The sequence below is a fragment of the Kineothrix sp. MSJ-39 genome, assembly GCF_018917935.1.
In the GTDB taxonomy this organism is placed as follows: domain Bacteria; phylum Bacillota; class Clostridia; order Lachnospirales; family Lachnospiraceae; genus CAG-194.
Genome location: NZ_JAHLPN010000004.1, coordinates 16,759 through 37,341, shown reverse-complemented (window position 1 = coordinate 37,341; position 20,583 = coordinate 16,759). Strand labels below are relative to the sequence as shown.

Genomic DNA, 20,583 nt, shown 5'->3' with positions numbered 1-20,583 from the left:
TATTTTAGTACAAATAATATAAAGGACGTAAACTGGAAAACAGGCGGAAAGCAAGAAACCAAAATGATCAAATAGTAAGAATAGAGGACTGTATGTACGATTTACAGCGTGTAGCAAAGACAAGGGATACAGAAAATGTACCTGTACAAAACAAATATAACAGCCCGGATGGCTGGGAAATGGAATACCTGACATTTCCGGTACTGACGAATACAGGATGCGTCAGGCATCTGTTCACAACGCGGACAGGCGGGACAAGCAGCGGGATCTTTGAAAGCCTGAACCTGAGCTTTACGCGCGGGGATGATAAAGACTGTGTCCTGCAAAACTATGACAGAGTGGCAGAGGTACTGGGTATTACAAGAGACTGGATCGTCTGCTCCGACCAGACACATACGACGAATATCAGGATCGTCACAAAGGAAGACGCCGGAAAGGGAATCGACAGACAACGGGATTACACGGATATTGACGGACTGATCACGAAAGAGAAAGGGTTAGCACTGGCTACCTTTTATGCGGATTGCGTACCGCTTTATTTTGTGGATCCGGTCAGAGAAGTGATCGGACTGGCGCATTCGGGCTGGCGCGGAACCGTGGCAGGTATGGGTAAAAAGATGGTAGAGCGGATGCATACGGAATTTGGCTGTGATCCGGCAGATATCCATGCGGCGATCGGCCCATCCATCTGTCAGGACTGCTACGAGGTCAGCAGTGATGTGGCAGAAGAATTTCAAAACGCATTTGCGAAAATGCCCAGCGCAGAAAAACTCCTATATCAGAAGCCGGAGCAGAAGGCAGAAGGAAAATATCAGCTGGATCTGTGGCTTGCCAATCAGCTGTGGCTTACAGATGCAGGTATTGTGCCGGAGCATCTGGAAGTGACCAATGTCTGCACGGCGCATAATCCGGCATATCTGTTCTCACACAGAAAAACAAACGGAAAACGCGGTAATCTTGGGGCATTTTTATGTCTGAAAGAAAATAGGACAGAGGAATGACAAAATAAGAAAGCAGTAGGTGATAAAAATGAGAGAGATAAACTGGGCGGTATTAGGCTGCGGTGTGATCGCAAACGAAATGGCAGCGGCATTGCAGAAACAGGGAAGATATATCTATGCGGTAGGAAACAGGACAAGGGAAAAAGCAGTTCTGTTTGCAGAAAAATACGGCATTAAAAAAGTATATGCACAGTACAATGAAATGTTCACGGATCCGGAAGTGGATGCCATTTATATCACAACGCCGCATAATACACATATTTCCTTTATGAAGCAGGCAATCGCAAACGGAAAGCATGTGCTTGTGGAAAAGGCGGTCACATTAAACAGCGGGGAACTGTCGGAGGCGCTTTCATTGGCAAAAGAAAAGGGTGTGATCGTGGCGGAAGCTATGACGATCTTTCATATGCCGATCTATCGCAGGCTTCATGAAATCCTGCAGTCCGGCAAGCTTGGTGCAGTTAATCTGATGACGGTTAATTTTGGCAGCTTTAAAGAGTATGATATGAATAACCGTTTTTTTAACAAGAATCTTGCCGGTGGAGCAATGCTGGATATTGGTGTATATGCACTTTCTCTTTGCAGATGGTTTATGGCATCAAAGCCAGATCAGGTAAAGTCCATTGTGAAAATGGCACCAACCGGTGTGGATGAACAGGCGGGACTGCTTCTGATGAATGCGGAAGGGCAGATGGCGACAATCATGCTTTCTTTGCATTCCAAACAGCCGAAACGCGGTATGATCTCGTGTGAAAAGGGCTATATTGAAATTATGGAATATCCGAGAGCGTGTGAAGCGCGGATCACATATACAGAAAGTGGGAAAACAGAGCTCGTACAGGCTGGCAGAAGAGAAGACGCACTTTTATATGAGCTTACAGATATGGAAAATGCCATAGCTTCACATGCGGATAAACAGGAAGAACTGTATCTGGAGTATACAAAGGATGTCATGGAGCTTATGACCGCATGCAGAAGAGAATGGAATTTTACATATCCAGAGGAAGAAGGCATATGAGCAAAAAGAAATTTCTCGTAATTGGAACCATTCTTTTATGGATCTTTGTGTTTGGTTGTCTGGGTGTTATCCTGAAGAAATATGACGTGGGACTTTTGGATGCGGATAAGCAGCACATGATCGGAGCCAGTTACATGACGATGAATAATGAATTTTATAATATCGTGAGTGAGGAGATCATCCAGAGAGTGGAAGCGGAAGGGGATCAATGGGTGCTCCGGGATCCGGCACTGAGTGTGGAGCGGCAGATCGAGCAGATCAATGATATGCTTTCCATGGGGATTGATGTGCTTGTGCTGACGCCGGTAGACTGGGAAAGTCTGACAGATGTTCTGACAAAGGCAAAGGAAAAGGGTGTTTATATTGTTGTGGTGGATTCCAATGTCAAAGATGAAACGTTGGTGGATTGCACGATCACTTCCGATAATTATGCAGCCGGCAGACAGGTGGGAGAATATTTTGCATCGCAGACAAAAGAGGCAAAGGTTGTTCTGATGGAACATCAGAGTACAAAATCAGGCAGAGATCGTATGGAAGGTTTTCTGGATGCAGTCCGGGAATGTGAGGGAATAGAGATCGTTGAGCAGATTGAATGTGAGGGGCAGCAGGAGATCGCGCTTCCGAAGATGCAGGAGCTTTTGAAAAAGGGAATTGCATTTGACAATGTTTTTTGCCTGAATGATCTTTCCAGTGTAGGTGTTGTGGCAGCACTGGACGAAGCGGGCGTGCTTGACAGGGTAGGCGTATATGGTGTAGATGCTTCACCGGATTCAAAGGCACTGATCAAGGAGGGGATGATGCGGGCTACTGCAGCGCAGTTCCCGTCGAAGATCGGGAAGGCTGCGGCAGAACAAATCTATATGCTTCTGGATGGAAAAGAGGTAGATGCTTATACCTATATTCCGGTGGAGCTTGTAACAAAGGAAAATGTTGATAATTATGGCATTGAACGCTGGCAGTAAAAGGAGCATGGCATGGAAGAAAATCAAACTCCAAAATATCAGTTTGCTTTTATGAAGCAATTAAACCTGCTGATACTTGTTTATATTGGGATTGTGACAATGTGCAGTGTGAAGGGGATCATCCGGGATCAGAATGCACAGAGCTTTTTAAACAGTGCGGGTAAGCTGCCGCTAAGCTATACGGATACATTTGTACTGGGAATCGGTTATTATATTTGCCTGTTGCTGCTGTTGTCCTTTCGCAGCAGAAATGGCTGGCAGCTGGCATGCAAAATTGTATTGGAGATTTTGGTGGGGATTTCCATATGTAATGCAGTGCATTTTGGGTATGCGGGTGTTATGCTGCTGATCATGGCGGATGGCATGCAATATATACAAAATATGCGGCGAAGGGTGTTTGCTATTACTGCGATCTGTGCGATCTATCTGCTGGTGGATGCAAATTTGATCTCTGTGATATATCCGATCGTTTCGCTGAAAACCATGTGGATGTATTATGATCATCAGGCAGTTGTTTTATTGTCTGCAGTCCTGACTTTTTTAAATGCACTGAATCTGTTTGTATTCATTTATTATATGGTTGAAATGATATTAAATCAGATGAGTGAGAAAAAGAGAATCTTAAGCCTGAATGAAGAACTGGCACAAAAAAACGAACAGCTTCTGATACAGGCAAGAGAACTGGAAGCTGCAACACAGACAAAGGAACGGAACCGGCTGGCAAGGGAAATCCATGATACACTTGGGCATGCACTGACCGGTATTATTACGGGGCTGGATGCCTGTATGATGTTGCTGGACATTGATCCGGCTGCTGCCAAGGCACAGCTTTCTGTGATAGCGGATGTTGCAAGAAACGGAATGAAGGATGTCAGAAGATCGATCAATGCACTCCGCCCGGATGCACTGGAAAAGACGATGCTTAAGGATGCACTTGTGCAGATGATCACCGAAACGGAAAAAACAACAGGTGCGGTCATTTCGTTTGACTGCGATACCGGGCTGAACGGGTTTACACAGGATGAAGAGGACACCATTTATCGTATCGTGCAGGAAAGCATGACAAACAGTATAAGGCATGGGAAAGCAACAGAGATCAGGATCCGGATCGGACGGGAGTACAATCTTCTGACAATCAGCACCATGGATAATGGGATCGGCTGTCAGGATGTACAGAAAGGATTTGGACTGCATCATATGCAGGAACGGCTGCAGCTGCTCGGCGGACAGCTTTCCTATCATGGAGAAAACGGTTTTACGATCGAGGCACAGATACCGATCAGATGGGGAGAGGAGAAGGCAGATGATTAAAATACTGATAGCAGATGATCAGGAACTGATCCGTCAGAGTTTACAGATCATTTTGAATAATGAGGCAGATTTCGAAGTGACGGATGCAGTGGCAAATGGACTAGAGGTGGTCCGTTCGGTGCGTAAAAACAGACCGGATATTATTTTGATGGATATCCGTATGCCGGAGATGGATGGGGTTGTCTGTACACAGATCATTAAAGAAAACTATCCCGATATCAAGATCATCATTGTGACAACCTTTGATGATGATGAATATGTGTTTAATGCACTCAAATACGGTGCAAGCGGCTATATGCTCAAAGGGGCATCCATGCAGGAACTGTCGGATGCGATCCGTAAGGTATATCAGGGAAATGCCATGATCAACGGGGATATAGCATCCAAGGTTGTGAAGCTGTTTTCCAAAATGGCACAGAGCAATCTGACGATACAGGTAGATGAGTTGCAGTCAAACAGTCTGAAAGAAAATGAATGGCAGATCATTGTACAGGTGGGAAGCGGACTTTCCAATAAAGAGATTGCAACAAAACTGAACCTTTCAGAGGGGACAGTCAGAAACAGTCTGAGTATCATATTGAGTAAACTGGGATTAAGAGATCGTACACAGCTGGCGATCTGGGCTGTTCAGACAGGCGCAGTATACCATGACCTGAAAGATAAAATGTGAGAGAAGCGAATGAAGAAAACAGACAACAAACGAAAAACAGGGAAACTGATCATAGTCATCCTGCTTTTTGCCATACTTGGAATGGTTAGCACAGGACAACTAAAAAGAATAACTCATAAAACAGACAGAACACTTACGGTGGGCTTGTTTTCCGACAGCTACTGGGGTGTCCAGAACGGCTATGCGTATCAGATTATAGATGATGCGATCAGGCAGTTTGAAGCAGCACATGCTGACATTAAAGTGAATTATGTGAGTGGTATTATGAAGAGTGATTATTCGGAGTGGCTGTCACAGCAGCTGCTTGCGAAAACAGCACCGGATGTTTTTTTTGTGCTGGGCAGTGACCTTGGAGATCTGTCGCAGATAGGAGCATTGAAAAAGCTGGATACCTATATCGAAAAGGATCCGTCTCTTTTGCTGGATGATTATTATGAACCTGCACTTTATGCGGGACAATACATGGGAACGCAATATGCCATGCCTTATGAATGTGCACCGAAGCTTATGTTTGTCAATAAGACGATTCTGGACCGGGAAGGTATCGACATGCCGGAGGAAAACTGGACATGGGAAGACTTTTACCGGATCTGCCAGCTTGTCACTAAGGATACAGACGGAAATGGAACGATCGATCAGTTTGGTGTAACCGGGTATACATGGAAAGATGCTTTTGCAGAAAATGGTGTTGCATTGTTTGATACAGATGGGAAAAAATGTTATCTGAATGATGAGAAGGTGGTGGCATCTATTCAGTTTCTGGAACGTCTGAACAGTCTTGTCAGTGGCTATGATGTGACCGCTAAGGAGTTTGATAACGGAAAGGTTGCATTTATGCCAATGTCCTTTTCGGAATACCGGGCTTATAAATCATATCCGCTCAGCATCAAAAAATATGCTGGATTTGAATGGGACTGTGTGGAAATGCCGGCAGGACCTTCCGGAGATAACTGTTCGGAACTTGATACATTGTTAGTCGGTATGAACGCAGAAACGACACAGGAAAAGCTGGCATGGGATTTTATAAAGCTCCTTTCCGGTGATGCCCGGATACAGGCGGAAATTTTTGATTATTCGGAGGGCGTTTCTGTGCTGAAGCGGGTAACGGAATCAGATGAGACAGAGCTTGTGCTGGAGAAGGACAGCGGAGAGCATGTCAATATGAGCACAAAGATTTTGCATGATGTACTGGAGCATGCAGTGGCACCTCCCACATTCAGTGGCTATGATACGGCACTGGAGCAGGTAGACAGGGCTGTACAGTCAGTAATGGATGACAATAAAAACATCAGTATGGATCTGATCGTAAAAAACAGGGAGATCAACAAATACTTGAAAAATATGCAGTATTACAGTGAATAACAGAATAATATGACATTTGTCACAATGGTATTATGACAAAAATCTGAAAGAAGAGATGACACATGCAAGGTGCGTATGTGTCGTCTTTTTTTTATACTTTGTTTAGAAAATAAAAAACAAAGGAGGGAGCAAAAATGAAATATGTAGTATTGGTCAGTCATGGTATGTTTGCACCGGGACTTCATAATGCGCTCGGTATGCTGGCAGGGGAAAGCAGGGAGGATATCCTCTCCACAAGTCTTGAAAACGGAATGGGAGCGGATCAGTTCGCGGAGAACTTCAGAAAGCTGGTTTCTGTTGTGGGAAAAGAGGATGAAATCCTATTGTTTGCGGATCTGCTTGGAGGATCCCCACTTACAGTCAGTGCAAATGTACTTGCACAGGAGGGACTGCTTTCACAGGCGACTATGTTCAGCGGAATGAATCTTCCGATGGTACTGACAGCAGCTATGATGAAGGATGACCTTTCAACCGAGGAATTAAAAGACACATTGATTTCCGAAGCACAGGACGGAATCGGAGAGTTTCGGATCGATGCACTTGAAAACGATGATGACATTTAAGAACACAAAGTAAAGGAGAGAATAATATGGCAGTTTCATTTATCAGAGTAGATGATCGTATGATCCACGGACAGACATGTACAAGATGGGCACTTGAGTACCCTTGCGACGGACTGATCGCAGTCAATAATGCGGCAGCAGCAAATCCGGTATTAAAGGCAGCTTATAAGAGTGCCAGTGGAAAGAAAACATTTGTATGGTCACTGGATGAATTTGCAGCCAAATGCGAAAAGGTACTTGCCAGCAAGGACAACTATTTCCTGATTACCAAAAATCCGATTGATATGGAAAAAATTCTGGTACAGCAGGGCTTTCAGCCGGGGATCAAGACTGTGATCATCGGACCATGTAATGACAGACCGGGTGCTACAAAGCTTGGTAATAACCAGTCCATTACACAGGAAGAAGCACAGGCACTTGAAAATATCCAGAATGCAGGATATTCTGTGGAGTTTGCGTTATTAAAAGAGGAAGCAATCGGTAACTGGACAAAATTCAGAGGACAGTTCGGATTTCATTAATTTGGCTTAGGAGGAAATAATTATGACGATCAGTTGGATTCAGGCCGCTCTTTTAGCCCTGTTTGCATGTTTATCAAGTATGCCGGGTATGGGCGGATCTTCAGTTGGTAACTATACACTGGGAAGACCTCTTGTAGGTGGTCTTGTGTGCGGTATTATTTTAGGGGATATCCCAACAGGTATTATTGTAGGCTGTGCGATGCAGCTTATCTATATTGCGCTTGTTACACCGGGCGGAACTGTTTCAGCCGATGTACGTGCAGTCAGCTATATCGGTATTCCGCTTGCTATGGTAGCACTGAAAAGCTATGGTCTGGAGGCAGACAGTGCACAGGGTACAGCACTTGCAACAAGCTTTGGTGCCATGGTTGGTACACTTGGTACAGTACTGTTCTACGGAACAGCTACGATCAACCTGTTATGGCAGCATATCGGCTGGAAGGCAGTAGAAAAGAGAGAGTATAAAAAGCTTTATCTGGTAGACATGGGTCTTCCATGGATTTCCCACCTGATCTGTTCTTTCATCCCGACGCTGATTATGTGTAAGCTGGGTGCAAATGTTGTAGAACTGATCAAAACAGCACTTCCGATGGATGGTCTTGCCATGAAGACTTTATTTACAGTAGGTGCACTTCTTCCTTGTGTCGGTATTGCGATCCTGTTAAAGCAGATCGTAAAAAAAGCAGCAGACTTTGTTCCTTTCTTCTTTGGCTTTGTTTTGGCAGGAACCATGGGAGTCAATCTAGTAGGTGCAACGATCGTGGCAGGTATGTTTGCAATCATTTTCTACAAGATCAAAATGTTATCTGTAGCAAAGCCAGCAGCAGCCGGTACATATGATGATGACGAGGAGGATATTTAAATGGCAAAGAAATTATCAAAAAAGACATTATTAAAATCTTTCCATAACTGGTATTATGGACATTTAACATGCTTCTCGCAGGAGCATATGCAGACATTCGGTTACCTTTGCGCAATGCTTCCGCTGATAGAAGAACTTTATGATGATGAAGATAAAAAAGCAGAAGCGGTGAACACCTATACAGCCTTCTTTAATACAGAGCCGCAGTTAGGATCTGTCGTAGTCGGTATTACAGCAGGTCTTGAGGAAGCAAGAGCAAACGGAGAAGATGGTGTGGACGAGGAAACGATCAATGGTCTGAGAGCCGGCCTGATGGGACCTGTGGCAGGAATCGGTGATTCGCTCGTAGTCGGAACGGTGATCCCAATCTTACTTGGTATTGCACTCGGTATGTCAACCGGTGGTTCTCCGATCGGAGCTATTTTTTACATCATCGCGTGGAACTTGTTCGCATATTTCGGTATGAAATTCTTATACTTCAAAGGATATCAGCTTGGTGGAAAAGCAGTTGAATTTCTGGTTGGACCGCAGGGAGAAGCAATTCGTGAATCCGTATCCGTACTCGGTGGTATTGTCATCGGAGCAGTAGCAGCGACATGGGTCAGTGTGACGACCTCTTTCAAGCTGTATAACGATGCAGGAGAAGCTTATCTGGTATTGCAGGATAAGTTAAATGAAGTCCTGCCCGGTTCTCTGACCGCAGCATTTGTTATGCTTTGCTGGTATCTGATGGCAAAGAAGAAAATGTCACCGGTTAAAGTTATGTTACTTTTGGTAGTAATCGCGTTTGTCGGTGTTGTAATTGGATTCTTCAATCCGGGACTCGCTTACTAAATACTGTATTCAGACCTTCGTTGGAACCTCGCTCATGCAAATCTGCTTCGCAGATGAGCGGGGCTGCAACATGTATCCGGATACATGACAGAATCCGGATGGTCAGCCGCCATTCGGTACAACCACAGAAAAGAATAGGAAAAGGAGAAAAACAATGACTGGTGAAAAAAAGAAATTTCTGACGCAAGAAGCCGATGCACAGCTTAAGGCAATCCGCACGATCGGACATTGGAAGAATATGGCACTTGGATTATCTGCTATAGGTGCTGCGGTAACGTATCTGGGATTTGTCAATCAGACGCAGCCTCTTTTGATGAAGATCACAGGCATCATTCTCCTGATACTTGGCTTTCTGGGCGCAGCAGTACTGAATCTCGGTATTAAAAACGGAAAGAACAATGTCAATAAGATATTACAGGTAATAGAGAGTGAGGGCTATGGCAAATAAATATGAACTCATCTGTCTGGATCTGGATGGTACATTGCTTGACAGTAGGAAGAAGGTATCACCCGGTGCCAAGGAAGCACTTTACAGAGCCAGAAGGGAAGGAATCCACATTGCTCTTTTATCAGGCAGAATGCCACATGCGATCAGGATCGTAGAGGAACAGATCGGATTCTCCTGCATTGAAGGGAGCATGGCGGGGACTTATATTACGATGAATGGCAGATGCATTTGTGATGATACGATGCCACCTTACAGAATGACAGAGATACTGGAAAGGCTGGCGGATAAATATAATGTTCCTCTGTGGGCATACAAGGGAAATAACTGGTATGTGTCAAGAGAGGATGCTTATACAAGACGGGAATGCGGTCTGATCAGCTTTCAGTCACAGACAGTAGATTTTTATAAGCTCAGGCAGCGATTTGAACAAGAAAAAACAGGACCGAACAAGCTTTTGTTTGGAACAGATGCACAGACCATCGATAAGATCAGAAAAGAACTGGAAGATCCGCAGTATGCAATGCTGGATTTTGCACGTTCCGATGCGGAATATCTGGAAATCCTGCCAAAAGGTGCAAACAAGGGAAGGGCACTTCTGACGATCTGTGATAAGCTCCAGATAGATCCGGAGCGGACACTTGCGATCGGCGATCAGGAGCTTGATATAGAAATGCTTGAAACCGCAGGATTTGGGGTTGCAATGGGAAATGCCACAGAAAAGATCAAAAAAATAGCAGATGCGGTAACAGATACAAATGAAGAAGACGGCGTAGCCAAAGCTATCTGCCGTTATGTGTTAGCATGATCATACAGAATAATAGGAGGAAACGAAAATGAAATCATTTGAATACACAATTACAGATCCGGTAGGCTTACATGCAAGACCGGCGGGACTTCTGGTAAAGGAAGCGAAGAAGTATACAGATACTATTCTGATCCACAAAGGGGAGAAAAGCGCAGAGGCAAAAAAACTGATGGCATTGATGGCACTTTGTATTTTAAAGAACGAGACCATTACTGTTACAGTAGAGGGTGAAAACGAAGAAGCAACAGCAGGTGAGCTGGAAGCATTTTTTAAAGCAAATCTTTAAAAGCTGTCAGGTTGAAAAGAAGGAGAAACGGTATGGAAACAAAGGCGGGAAAAAAAGTTTTTAATGGGGTTGCCATCGGCAAGATCCATTTTTATAAAAAAACGGAAAATGTCATTGTAAGAACAAAGATCGAGGATGCGGAAGCCGAACTTGCACGATATATGGAGGCAAAGGAAAAGGCAGAGCAGCAGCTTGGCGCACTTTATGATAAGGCTGTGGCAGAGGTCGGAGAAGCGAATGCGGAAATTTTCAATGTACAGGCCATGATGCTTGATGATGATGACTATAAGGATTCCATAGAAAATATCATAAGAGCACAGCATGTCAATGCAGAGTATGCGATCGCAACAACAGGTGATAACTTTGCAGAAATGTTTGCCGGTATGGATGATGAATACTTTAAGGCACGTGCTGTAGATATCAAAGACATTACCAACCGTATCCTGACTATTTTGTGTGGCAATGACGGAAGCAGCGAGATCGGTGATGAACCGGTGATCATTGTAGCGGATGATCTGGCACCGAGTGAAACGGTGCAGATGGATAAAAGCAAACTGCTTGCCTTTGTGACAAGACTGGGATCCGCCAATTCCCATACAGCCATTCTTGCCAGAACAATGGGAATCCCTGCACTGGTCGGTGTACAGATCAGCGAAGAATGGGATGGAAAGAATGGCATTGTGGATGGATATGAAGGAAAATTCATTGTAGATCCGGAAATGCCGGTTCTGGAAGAATACTTTAAGAAAAAGCTGCAGGATGAAGAACAGAAGAAGCTTTTACAAATGCTGAAGGGAAAAGAAAATGTTACAAAATCCGGGAAAAAGATAAACCTGTACGCCAATATCGGAAACCCGTCAGACCTTGTTTCTGTCCTTGATAATGATGCAGGCGGTATCGGATTGTTCAGAAGTGAATTCTTGTATCTGGAGGCAGACAATTATCCGACAGAAGAAGAACAGTTTCAGGCGTATAAGAAGGTCGTGGAAACGATGGGCAGCAAGAAGGTGATCATCAGGACTCTTGATATAGGGGCTGATAAACAGGTAGATTATTTTGATCTGGATAAAGAGGATAATCCGGCACTTGGCTATCGGGCGATCCGTATCTGCCTGACAAGACCGGAAATTTTTAAAACACAGCTTCGCGCGCTTTTCAGGGCAAGTGCTTTTGGAAATTTGGCGATCATGTATCCGATGATCATTTCCGTAGATGAGGTTTTAAAGATCAAAGAAATCTCCGCAAAAGTAAAGAATGAGCTTCTGGCAGAAGGCATTCAGATCGGTGATGTGGAAGAAGGCATTATGATCGAAACACCGGCAGCAGTATTTGAAAGTGAAAATCTGGCTAAAGAAGTAGACTTCTTCAGTATTGGTACAAATGATCTGACGCAGTATACGCTGGCGATCGACCGGCAGAACGCAAAGCTGGATCCGTTTTATGATGCGCACCATCCGGCAGTTTTAAAAGAGATCCAGATGGTAATAGACAATGCCCACAAGGCTGGCATCTGGGCAGGCATCTGCGGTGAGCTTGGTGCAGACACTTTCCTGACAAATATTTTCATCAAGATGGGAATTGATGAACTGAGTGTTTCTCCGGGGTGTATCCTGCCTGTTCGAAAAGCGATCAGGGATGCAGAATAATTCAAAAAGATTTATTGTAAATGTCTTGCAACAATGGTATAGTTGTTGCAAGATATTTTTATATATAAGATAGAATTTTAATGGAATCTTAATACTTTTCCTACCCCGGTATTAAGATTCTTTTTATATGATACTTTCAGGAGGTGAAAGAAATGGCAAATATTCTGGTATGTGACGATGATAAAGAGATCGTGGAGGCGATCAGTATTTATCTGTCACAGGAGGGTTATCAGATTTTTAAAGCATACAACGGGAGAGAGGCGATCGAAGTACTGCAAAAAGAAGATATCCAGCTTCTGCTCATCGATATCATGATGCCTGAAATGGATGGGATCCATGCCATGATCAAGATCCGCAGCTTTTCCGCGATTCCGATTTTAGTATTGTCGGCAAAATCGGAGGATGTAGATAAAATATTGGGCCTGAATGTGGGGGCGGATGATTATATCACAAAGCCTTTTAACCCACTGGAGCTTGTGGCACGTGTGAAATCCAGTCTGAGACGCTATACAATGCTGGGAAGCTGCGCAGGCACCAAAAAGAATTATGTAGTCGGTTCGCTGGAGATCGATGATGAGGCAAAGATCGTTACAGTGGACGGAGAACAGGTCAAACTGACACCGATCGAATATCAGATCCTGCTTCTTTTAGTACAGAATCCGGGCAGGGTATTTTCGACGCAGCAGATCTACGAAAGTATCTGGAATGAGGAAGCTTATGGCGCGGAAAATACAGTAGCGGTACATATTCGTCACATTCGTGAAAAAATAGAGATCAATCCAAAGGAGCCTCGTTACCTGAAAGTTGTATGGGGCGTAGGCTATAAAATCGAAAAGTAACAGATAAAAATGAAGCAGCAGAAGAAATTCTGCGAAAGAGGTAGGAAAATGAAAAACTGGTTAAAGGGAAACGGGCGGCTGATCGCCGGTGCGTTTTCCCAGATATGTGCCATGGGAATGGCTTTTGTGCTGGCATTTTTGGGATATTCCATGAATGTGGTAAACAGACAGGGCAGCTATTATACGCTGGATCCGTTTTCTGAGGAAGAAAATTTTGAACAGACAAGTACATTTTATGATTTTCTGCATGTAGATCTGTCACAGCTTTCGGAATATATGGCTGTCAGCTCCCAGATGGAAAAGGACGGAAAGTACGATTCCGATAAGGAAATTGACATATTTGCCTATGACAACCGGAAAAGAACTGACAAGCCGACGGTGGAATTACCCAAACTCATTTATAAGATAGGAGATCTGATCGCCTGGTGGAGAAGTGAGGAAGGATTTTGTTATGAATCATACGGTTCTACAGAAAGTATATCGGATGAAAGTATGGACACGACAGAAGGGGATGAAGAGACTGCTTCTTATATGATCGTAGCAGAAACCGCGGACGAGACGGCAGAAGGCGGATACAGGACAGAAGCAAACACTGCCTACACAACAGATGAAACAGAAGAGGCAGCATCGGATGAGGCGGCACTGCAGCCAGACACTGCAGAACAGGAAGAGACCAGACTGATCGAGGAATACAAACCGGTCAATATGGACAGTCTGTATGATCTGACACTTCCCGATGGGATGACTTATGCAAATGTAGAACAGGCAGTGCAGCAGGCAGCATGTGATCTTGCGACCAATTATACGGTTTACAACAGCTATAAGCAGGTGCTCAAGGATGACATGAATTTAAAATATCTGATGGTGGATCCGTCGGGTAAGGTGCAGTATACCAATCTGGACCGCAGCAAGGATACAAATGCGCTCATTGCTGCCATGCAGGAATGCGGTGTTTATATGTGCTACGATTATCAGACCGATGAGCTTGTATGTGATGGAGTAAAAGCAGGGAATGAAGTGCCGTATAAGAGCCTGCTCCATTCTTACCGTTACAGTTTCCCGGAAGGCGGTAAGCTGTATATCTGTGTGCGTACACAGGCAGATAAGACTGCAAACACAAAGCTGCTTGGCAAATGGAATCCGGATGATGCCTATGCGCAGGCAGCGAAAAGTTATACGATGCTGAAAAACAAAATGCCGCTGATGGGATTTATGATGCTGCTTGTGATCGCAGGTATATTGGCATTGTTTGCACTGGCAGGATATATTGCATTTATCATTATGCAGCCAAAGCGGGAAAAAGAGCAGCTTCGTTATTTTGACACCTGGTATACGGAACTGGCAGCGGCTATTGCGATCGGCAGTGCCTTTCTTGTTGGCTGGTTTGGCGTGGAGATTGCGGCAAGTCTGGGCGACAATGGCTATAACACTTACAGCGGACAGATTGGTGCAAAGGTATTCTGCGGTATTCTGCTCCTTACATTCTTCCTGTTATATCTGATGCTGCTTGCCTACACGGGCTCTCTGGTCAGAAGGATCAAGGCTGGTACATTCTGGAAGAACAGTATCTGCTACAGGCTGTTACATGGTTTGAAACTGGTGTGCAAAAAGTGCCTCCATGTGATCGGCAGAGGCATTCAATCTGTACTCAACCACAGATCACTTGCCATCCGCAGTTTTGTACCGGTATATGGCGGACTTTTGGGACTGTTTCTGGTAAACCTGTTTTTTGCAGGTGTCGGTGTGATCGGTATAGCGATTTTCCTTGATCTGATCGTTATCATACTGTATGGGCTGTATATTTATTACAGCAATCGGACACGGGAGAAGATCGTGGAAGGTATTACAAGGATCTCTGAAGGCGACCTCACATATCAGATCGATACAGAAAAAATATATGGTGAAAATAAGGTAATGGCAGAGGCTGTCAACCAGATCGGAAATGCTGTACAAAATGCCGTGACGATCAGTATGAAGGACGAAAGACTGAAGGCGGATCTGATCACGAATGTGTCCCATGATATCAAGACACCACTGACCTCTATTATCAATTATGTGGATCTTTTAAAACGGGAAGATATCCAAAATGAAAAGGCACAGGAATATATCAGGATACTGGATGAAAAGTCACAGCGCCTGAAGCGGCTGACATTGGATCTGGTAGAAGCAAGCAAGATCAGTTCCGGTAATATTACTTTAAAAATGGGTCAGCTTAATGTTTCCGAACTGTTTACGCAGGCAATCGGAGAATATGAGGACAAATGGAAAGAAAAAGGACTGCAGATCGTGGCAGATGTGGAGCCGAAGGATGGAGAGGCACCTTACCTGATCTGGGCAGATTCCGACAGAACATGGCGTGTCCTTAATAACCTGTTCGGAAATATCTATAAATATGCGATGCAGGGAACGAGAGTGTACTGTGATGTCAACCGCATCGTGAAGACAGTTGCAGATCAGGAATCAGAGCAGAGCATGATAGAAATTACGGTCAAAAATATTTCTGCACAGCCGCTGAATATTGCGGCGGATGAACTGACAGAGCGTTTCATCAGAGGGGATGTCAGCCGCAGCACGGAAGGAAGCGGACTGGGACTTTCCATTGCGAAGAATCTTGTGAAAGCGCAGGGCGGAGAGTTCGAGATCTATCTGGACGGGGATCTGTTCAAGGTCAGTATCGATTTCCCGGCGTATACGGATAATATGCATTAACAGAGCAAGAAATTATGAAAGAAAACGGCTCCTGCATGATAAGGGTATGCACGCTGCATATGCTTTTCTACTAGGGCACGTACTGTCAATCTATATGGCACGCGAACATTCGACATCCATGTCTCAGGTTCGCTGCCACGACATCCTTGTCGTGGCACCATATATCTTGTCAGTACTTAGCCAAGTAGAAAGACGCATACGCAGCTAATCGCATCCCCTATCACGCAGGAGCCGTTTTTATATTCTTTCATAACGATTCAGAAATAGAATAGAAATCTGTTCTGGGATCAAAGGCTTTTTACTGATGTGCGGATCTATGATACAAGTGTTAAGATGTAAAAATCCCCGCGGTGGCAGACAGTAAGCAATCGATAGTGTAGACGACTGAGATTTGCGAAGCACTTGCCACGCGGAGAGACCACCATGCTTTTTGGTGGCCGGAGCGCGTGCAATATGTGCTTCGAGCAAATCGCAGGGGAGTCAAACGTGATTGCGTCTGTCTGCCATCGCGGGGATTATATATAAAACTCAAATTTAGATCAGCACATCTTCCCGTGCATTGTACTTCGCAAGTACCTCATGGATCTTCTCCGTCGGTGTCAGTACATTTCCCATGGAAATATCATGATTCATAAAATCAATGATACTGGCAAGGAACTTGCTCATATCTGCAGTGACAAAATAGTCACGCTCTAAAATTTCCGGTGGAAGATATGTCAGGTTGGTGCATACAACACGGTCAAATACACCGTTCGCATAAGCCTCATCAAAAGCAGCAAGACCTTCCGTGAAAAGACCGAAAGTACAGCAGACAAATACACGCTTTGCCTTCATGGCTTTTAGCTGCTTGGCTGTATCGATCATACTACCGCCGGATGCGATCATATCATCAATGATGATTACATCCTTTCCTTCGATATTGTCTCCTAAAAATTCATGTGCAACAATAGGATTCTTGCCGTTTACAACTCTGGAGTAATCACGACGTTTGTAGAACATACCTGTATCGACACCGAGCACGGAAGAGAAGTAAACTGCTCTGTCAAGAGCACCTTCATCCGGACTGATCACGATCATATGATCCTTGTCGATGATCAGATCCTTTTCGTAACGGAGCAGAGAACGGATGAACTGATACGGCGGTGTAAAGTTATCAAAGCCCTTCAGTGGCGTAGCATTCTGGACACGCGGATCATGGGCATCAAACGTAATGAAGTTGGAAACACCCATTTCACTCAGCTCTTTGAGTGCATAAGCACAGTCAAGCGACTCACGACCGCTTCTTTTATGCTGTCTGCCTTCATATAAGAAAGGCATGATAACATTGATCCTGTGTGCTTTTCCTGCGATAGCAGCGATCATTCTCTTTAAATCCTGGTAATGGTCATCCGGAGATTTGTGATTCTCATAACCGTTGACTGTATAGGTCAGACTGTGGTTACACACATCGACCATTAAAAAGACATCCTTACCTCTGACGGATTCGGATAAGATACCCTTGCCTTCGCCGCTTCCGAAACGCGGGCAGGCAGCGTCGATCAGATAATTTTCTTCGGAATAGCCGCGGAATGCGGGATCCTGTTTGATATCATTATGTACATTTTTGCGAAAATCCACAAGATATTCGTTGACACGGTTACCGAGCTCCTTACAGCTGTCAAGTGCTAAAAGCTTCAGCGGAGCAACCGGCATTGCGGATTCGAGTTCGACTAAGTTTGGCATGATTCCCTCCTAAGATATGTGCAGTTAAAATCCATTCTTATTTATAGCATACATAACAGGGAAAGACAAGCTAAAATACAGGGCATGGCATGCGGGACAGGGGCTGACCACTTTACAACTCCCCCTGAATATTGTAATATAAATCAATATGGAGAAAAATGCCTGTCATTGACAGAAACATGAAAATGGAGAGGGATCATGAGGAATAGAAAGATAGATAAATGGCTATGCAGATGCAAGGCAGTTCTGCTTGTGATCGGTATATTACTTTGCTTTGGAGCCGTGGATGCTTATGCGGACACAAACGGCGGAACCGTAAAGCTTGACGGAACGGAATATAAAGGTACAACGACATATGGCAATAATATTTACTATTATTTTGATCTGTCAAAAGCAGGGGAAGTTGTTCTGCGACTGAGCCGGGATACGGTAAGTTCGGATCATCTGGTGCTTAAGCTGGTGGACCGGAACGCTGGAGATAAAGTGCTGCAAAGCGGACAGGGATATCTGGATGTGGTTCTGCCACAGGGAAGATACGCGGCAGTTGTATACTGGACGGATTGTGACGATGATCCGAAGCCGATCGACTATACCTTTACCGCTGTGCTGGGGGATAAAAGTTTCCCTTCCAATATTTCCGTATCTACAGCAACAGAGATGGTACCGCTTCAGACATATTCCGAAACACTGTCAGATACCATGGGGATCAAATGTTATTATAAGATCACGGTACCACAGGAAAGCATGGTGCTGCTGCGGAATCCGGGCGCAGGTTTTATATCCAGGCTTTATGCGGATGCACAGTTGACCACGCAGATCGGCAAAAACATGTCCGGGACATTTAACAGTCAGTATTCCTACTTTACATTGCAAAAGGGTGTTTATTACCTGAGTGTACAGTCGGATACATCGGGACTATATCCATATTCTATCGTAATGGATCTGGTAAAAAAGCCGGAAAAGCTGAATACAACAGGTACGGTTGACGAGCTTGGCAGGGCATATCTGAAATGGACGCATACGAAAAGCACGAGAAGCTACAGAATTTATAAGAAAACAGGAACAGAATGGAAGCTGATCGATAGCACGGTTCCGATGGAGTGTAACAGATATGATGGAAATATCACGACAAACGGCAATCAATATGCCTACAGAGGGAGTGTCATAGAAAAAGGAAGTAAGCAGGAATATGCGGTTGTTGCTGTTGACAGCCCGACGCTTGACACGTCACATGAGTTTTTCTATACGGAAATGATGATCGCAGGGGATATCCGGGAGAATGCGGTCACCATAAGCCGCGGTGCAACGGAACCGGACGGAAATAATACCGAAAAGGTATCTCTTTCCAAACCGGTCTTGAAAAAGCTGACCAACAAGCAGGGACGTAAGCTGTCCGTGCAGTGGAAGAAATATACAAAGGCAACTTCAATACAGGTACAGTATTCTACAAGCAAAAAATTTACCGCAAAGGCGACCAAAACAAAAACGGTAAAAGCATCGAAGACGTCTGTAACCGTCAAAAGCCTGAAGAAAAATAAAACCTATTACGTCAGAGTGCGGGCTGTGAAGGGCGCCTCTAGGTCAAAGTGGAGCAGCGTTAAGAAGATCCGCATCAGGAAGTAGTTGTTTACTGGATAAAAAGGAGAGCATATGGAAAATAGAAAAAGAAAGCCGATCGTTGCGGTGGTTGGACGACCGAATGTCGGAAAATCCACATTGTTTAATGCCCTTGCGGGTTCCCGTATTTCTATTGTAAAGGATACGCCGGGTATTACAAGAGATCGAATCTATGCAGATGTGACATGGCTGAATTACAGCTTTACACTGATCGATACGGGCGGTATAGAGCCGGACAGCAAGGATATCATCCTTTCGCAGATGCGTGAACAGGCACAGATTGCGATCGATACGGCAGATGTTATTTTATTTATGGTAGATGTCAAACAGGGACTGGTAGACGCAGATGCCAAGGTGGCGGACATGCTCAGACGGTCAAAGAAGCCGATCATTCTGGTTGTCAATAAGGTAGACAGCTACGAAAAGATGATGCTTGATGTGTATGAATTTTACAATCTGGGCATCGGAGAGCCAATGGCGATTTCTGCAGCAAACAGACAGGGCATCGGTGAAGTGTTGGATGAAGTCGTATCGCATTTCCCGGATGATGCAGCTGAGGAGATAGAAGATGAAAGACCCCGCATTGCGATCGTCGGAAAGCCGAATGTTGGAAAGAGCTCCCTGATCAATAAGCTGCTCGGGGAAAACAGACTGATCGTTTCCGATATCGCCGGTACGACAAGAGATGCAGTCGATGCGGAAGTGACCTATAACGGCAAAGAATATATCTTTATCGATACAGCGGGACTTCGCCGTAAAAATAAGATCAAGGAAGAACTGGAACAGTATATGATCGTGCGTACGGTTTCTGCCGTGGAGCGTGCGGATATTGTGATCCTTCTGATCGATGCACTGGAAGGTGTGACGGAGCAGGATGCCAAGATCGCGGGAATCGCACATGAACGCGGTAAGGGGATCATCATTGCGGTCAATAAATGGGATGCACTGGAAAAGGACGATAAAACAATCTACCGCTTTACAGAGAAGGTCAGACAGATCCTGTCATTTATGCCATATGCGGAGATCACCTTTATCTCAGCAAAGACAGGACAGCGTATCGGAAAACTGTATGAACTGATCGACATGGTAGAGCAGAACCAGTCCATGCGTGTCGCAACGGGTGTGCTGAATGAGATCATGGCAGAAGCAGTTGCACTCCAGCAGCCACCGAGTGATAAGGGCAAGCGCCTCAGACTGTACTATATCACACAGGTAGCTGTAAAACCGCCTACCTTTGTGATATTTGTCAATGACAAACAGCTGATGCATTTCTCTTATACAAGATATATCGAAAATAAGATCAGAGATACCTTTGGTTTTAAAGGGACACCACTGCATTTTATTATCCGGGAACGAAAAGAGAAGGATCAATAAAAGAGACAATACAGGATAAAAGCGAGGGTAAGA

General features: G+C 44.6%; 19 protein-coding genes. 18 read left to right on the top strand and 1 reads right to left on the bottom strand.

From position 1 onward, the window contains the following. The first annotated feature begins 92 nt into the window (after positions 1-92). The 16 genes from pgeF (at position 93) to KQI22_RS04050 (ending at position 15,837) form a co-directional block, all read left to right on the top strand. On the top strand, positions 93-1,001 hold the full coding sequence (pgeF, locus tag KQI22_RS04125) for a peptidoglycan editing factor PgeF (RefSeq protein ID WP_216550823.1): 909 nt from the start codon (positions 93-95) through the stop codon (positions 999-1,001). 28 nt (positions 1,002-1,029) lie between these two features. After that, on the top strand, positions 1,030-2,019 hold the full coding sequence (locus KQI22_RS04120) for a Gfo/Idh/MocA family protein (RefSeq protein WP_216550822.1): 990 nt from the start codon (positions 1,030-1,032) through the stop codon (positions 2,017-2,019). Beyond that, positions 2,016-2,981, top strand: a complete 966-nt coding sequence (locus KQI22_RS04115) for a sugar ABC transporter substrate-binding protein (protein WP_216550821.1) — start codon at positions 2,016-2,018, stop codon at positions 2,979-2,981. Before KQI22_RS04120 ends, KQI22_RS04115 begins: the two co-directional genes overlap by 4 nt. Positions 2,982-2,993: 12 nt before the next feature. After that, complete coding sequence (locus KQI22_RS13790; RefSeq protein ID WP_253293503.1) at positions 2,994-4,292, top strand: sensor histidine kinase; 1,299 nt, start codon at positions 2,994-2,996, stop codon at positions 4,290-4,292. Beyond that, entirely contained in the window at positions 4,285-4,962 is a 678-nt protein-coding gene (locus KQI22_RS04105; protein WP_216550820.1) for a response regulator transcription factor, read from the top strand. The genes KQI22_RS13790 and KQI22_RS04105 overlap by 8 nt, the downstream gene beginning before the upstream one ends. 9 nt (positions 4,963-4,971) lie before the next feature. Beyond that, positions 4,972-6,324 (top strand): ABC transporter substrate-binding protein, encoded by a 1,353-nt coding sequence (locus tag KQI22_RS04100; protein ID WP_216550819.1) that lies wholly within the window; start codon positions 4,972-4,974, stop codon positions 6,322-6,324. A gap of 134 nt (positions 6,325-6,458) precedes the next feature. Then, positions 6,459-6,887, top strand: coding sequence for a PTS sugar transporter subunit IIA (locus KQI22_RS04095; RefSeq protein ID WP_216550818.1), 429 nt, complete (start codon positions 6,459-6,461; stop codon positions 6,885-6,887). A gap of 26 nt (positions 6,888-6,913) precedes the next feature. Then, positions 6,914-7,408: a PTS system mannose/fructose/N-acetylgalactosamine-transporter subunit IIB gene (locus KQI22_RS04090; RefSeq protein ID WP_216550817.1), complete on the top strand. Its 495-nt coding sequence runs from the start codon at positions 6,914-6,916 to the stop codon at positions 7,406-7,408. 22 nt (positions 7,409-7,430) lie between these two features. Beyond that, positions 7,431-8,270 (top strand): PTS mannose/fructose/sorbose/N-acetylgalactosamine transporter subunit IIC, encoded by an 840-nt coding sequence (locus KQI22_RS04085; RefSeq protein ID WP_216550816.1) that lies wholly within the window; start codon positions 7,431-7,433, stop codon positions 8,268-8,270. After that, positions 8,271-9,104, top strand: coding sequence for a PTS system mannose/fructose/sorbose family transporter subunit IID (locus KQI22_RS04080; protein ID WP_216550815.1), 834 nt, complete (start codon positions 8,271-8,273; stop codon positions 9,102-9,104). A gap of 154 nt (positions 9,105-9,258) precedes the next feature. Further along, positions 9,259-9,552, top strand: a complete 294-nt coding sequence (locus KQI22_RS04075) for a hypothetical protein (RefSeq protein WP_216550814.1) — start codon at positions 9,259-9,261, stop codon at positions 9,550-9,552. Beyond that, positions 9,542-10,357: a Cof-type HAD-IIB family hydrolase gene (locus KQI22_RS04070; RefSeq protein WP_216550813.1), complete on the top strand. Its 816-nt coding sequence runs from the start codon at positions 9,542-9,544 to the stop codon at positions 10,355-10,357. The genes KQI22_RS04075 and KQI22_RS04070 overlap by 11 nt, the downstream gene beginning before the upstream one ends. A gap of 28 nt (positions 10,358-10,385) precedes the next feature. Then, entirely contained in the window at positions 10,386-10,643 is a 258-nt protein-coding gene (locus tag KQI22_RS04065) for an HPr family phosphocarrier protein (protein ID WP_216550812.1), read from the top strand. Between the two features lie 32 nt (positions 10,644-10,675). After that, positions 10,676-12,289, top strand: a complete 1,614-nt coding sequence (gene ptsP / locus KQI22_RS04060; RefSeq protein WP_216550811.1) for a phosphoenolpyruvate--protein phosphotransferase — start codon at positions 10,676-10,678, stop codon at positions 12,287-12,289. A 152-nt stretch (positions 12,290-12,441) separates the two neighbouring features. Next, positions 12,442-13,128: a response regulator transcription factor gene (locus KQI22_RS04055; protein ID WP_216550810.1), complete on the top strand. Its 687-nt coding sequence runs from the start codon at positions 12,442-12,444 to the stop codon at positions 13,126-13,128. Positions 13,129-13,176: 48 nt separating this feature from the next. Then, positions 13,177-15,837 (top strand): HAMP domain-containing sensor histidine kinase, encoded by a 2,661-nt coding sequence (locus tag KQI22_RS04050; RefSeq protein WP_216550809.1) that lies wholly within the window; start codon positions 13,177-13,179, stop codon positions 15,835-15,837. 534 nt (positions 15,838-16,371) lie between these two features. Here the strand turns inward: KQI22_RS04050 and KQI22_RS04045 are convergent. Further along, entirely contained in the window at positions 16,372-17,559 is a 1,188-nt protein-coding gene (locus tag KQI22_RS04045) for a ribose-phosphate pyrophosphokinase (protein ID WP_216550808.1), read from the bottom strand. 198 nt (positions 17,560-17,757) lie between these two features. Here KQI22_RS04045 and KQI22_RS04040 point away from each other — a divergent pair, with 198 nt between their 5' ends. Both KQI22_RS04040 and der read left to right on the top strand, forming a co-directional pair. Further along, positions 17,758-19,182, top strand: a complete 1,425-nt coding sequence (locus KQI22_RS04040) for a fibronectin type III domain-containing protein (protein ID WP_216550807.1) — start codon at positions 17,758-17,760, stop codon at positions 19,180-19,182. Positions 19,183-19,209: 27 nt separating this feature from the next. Beyond that, complete coding sequence (gene der, locus KQI22_RS04035) at positions 19,210-20,550, top strand: ribosome biogenesis GTPase Der (protein WP_216550806.1); 1,341 nt, start codon at positions 19,210-19,212, stop codon at positions 20,548-20,550. Positions 20,551-20,583 lie beyond the last annotated feature (33 nt).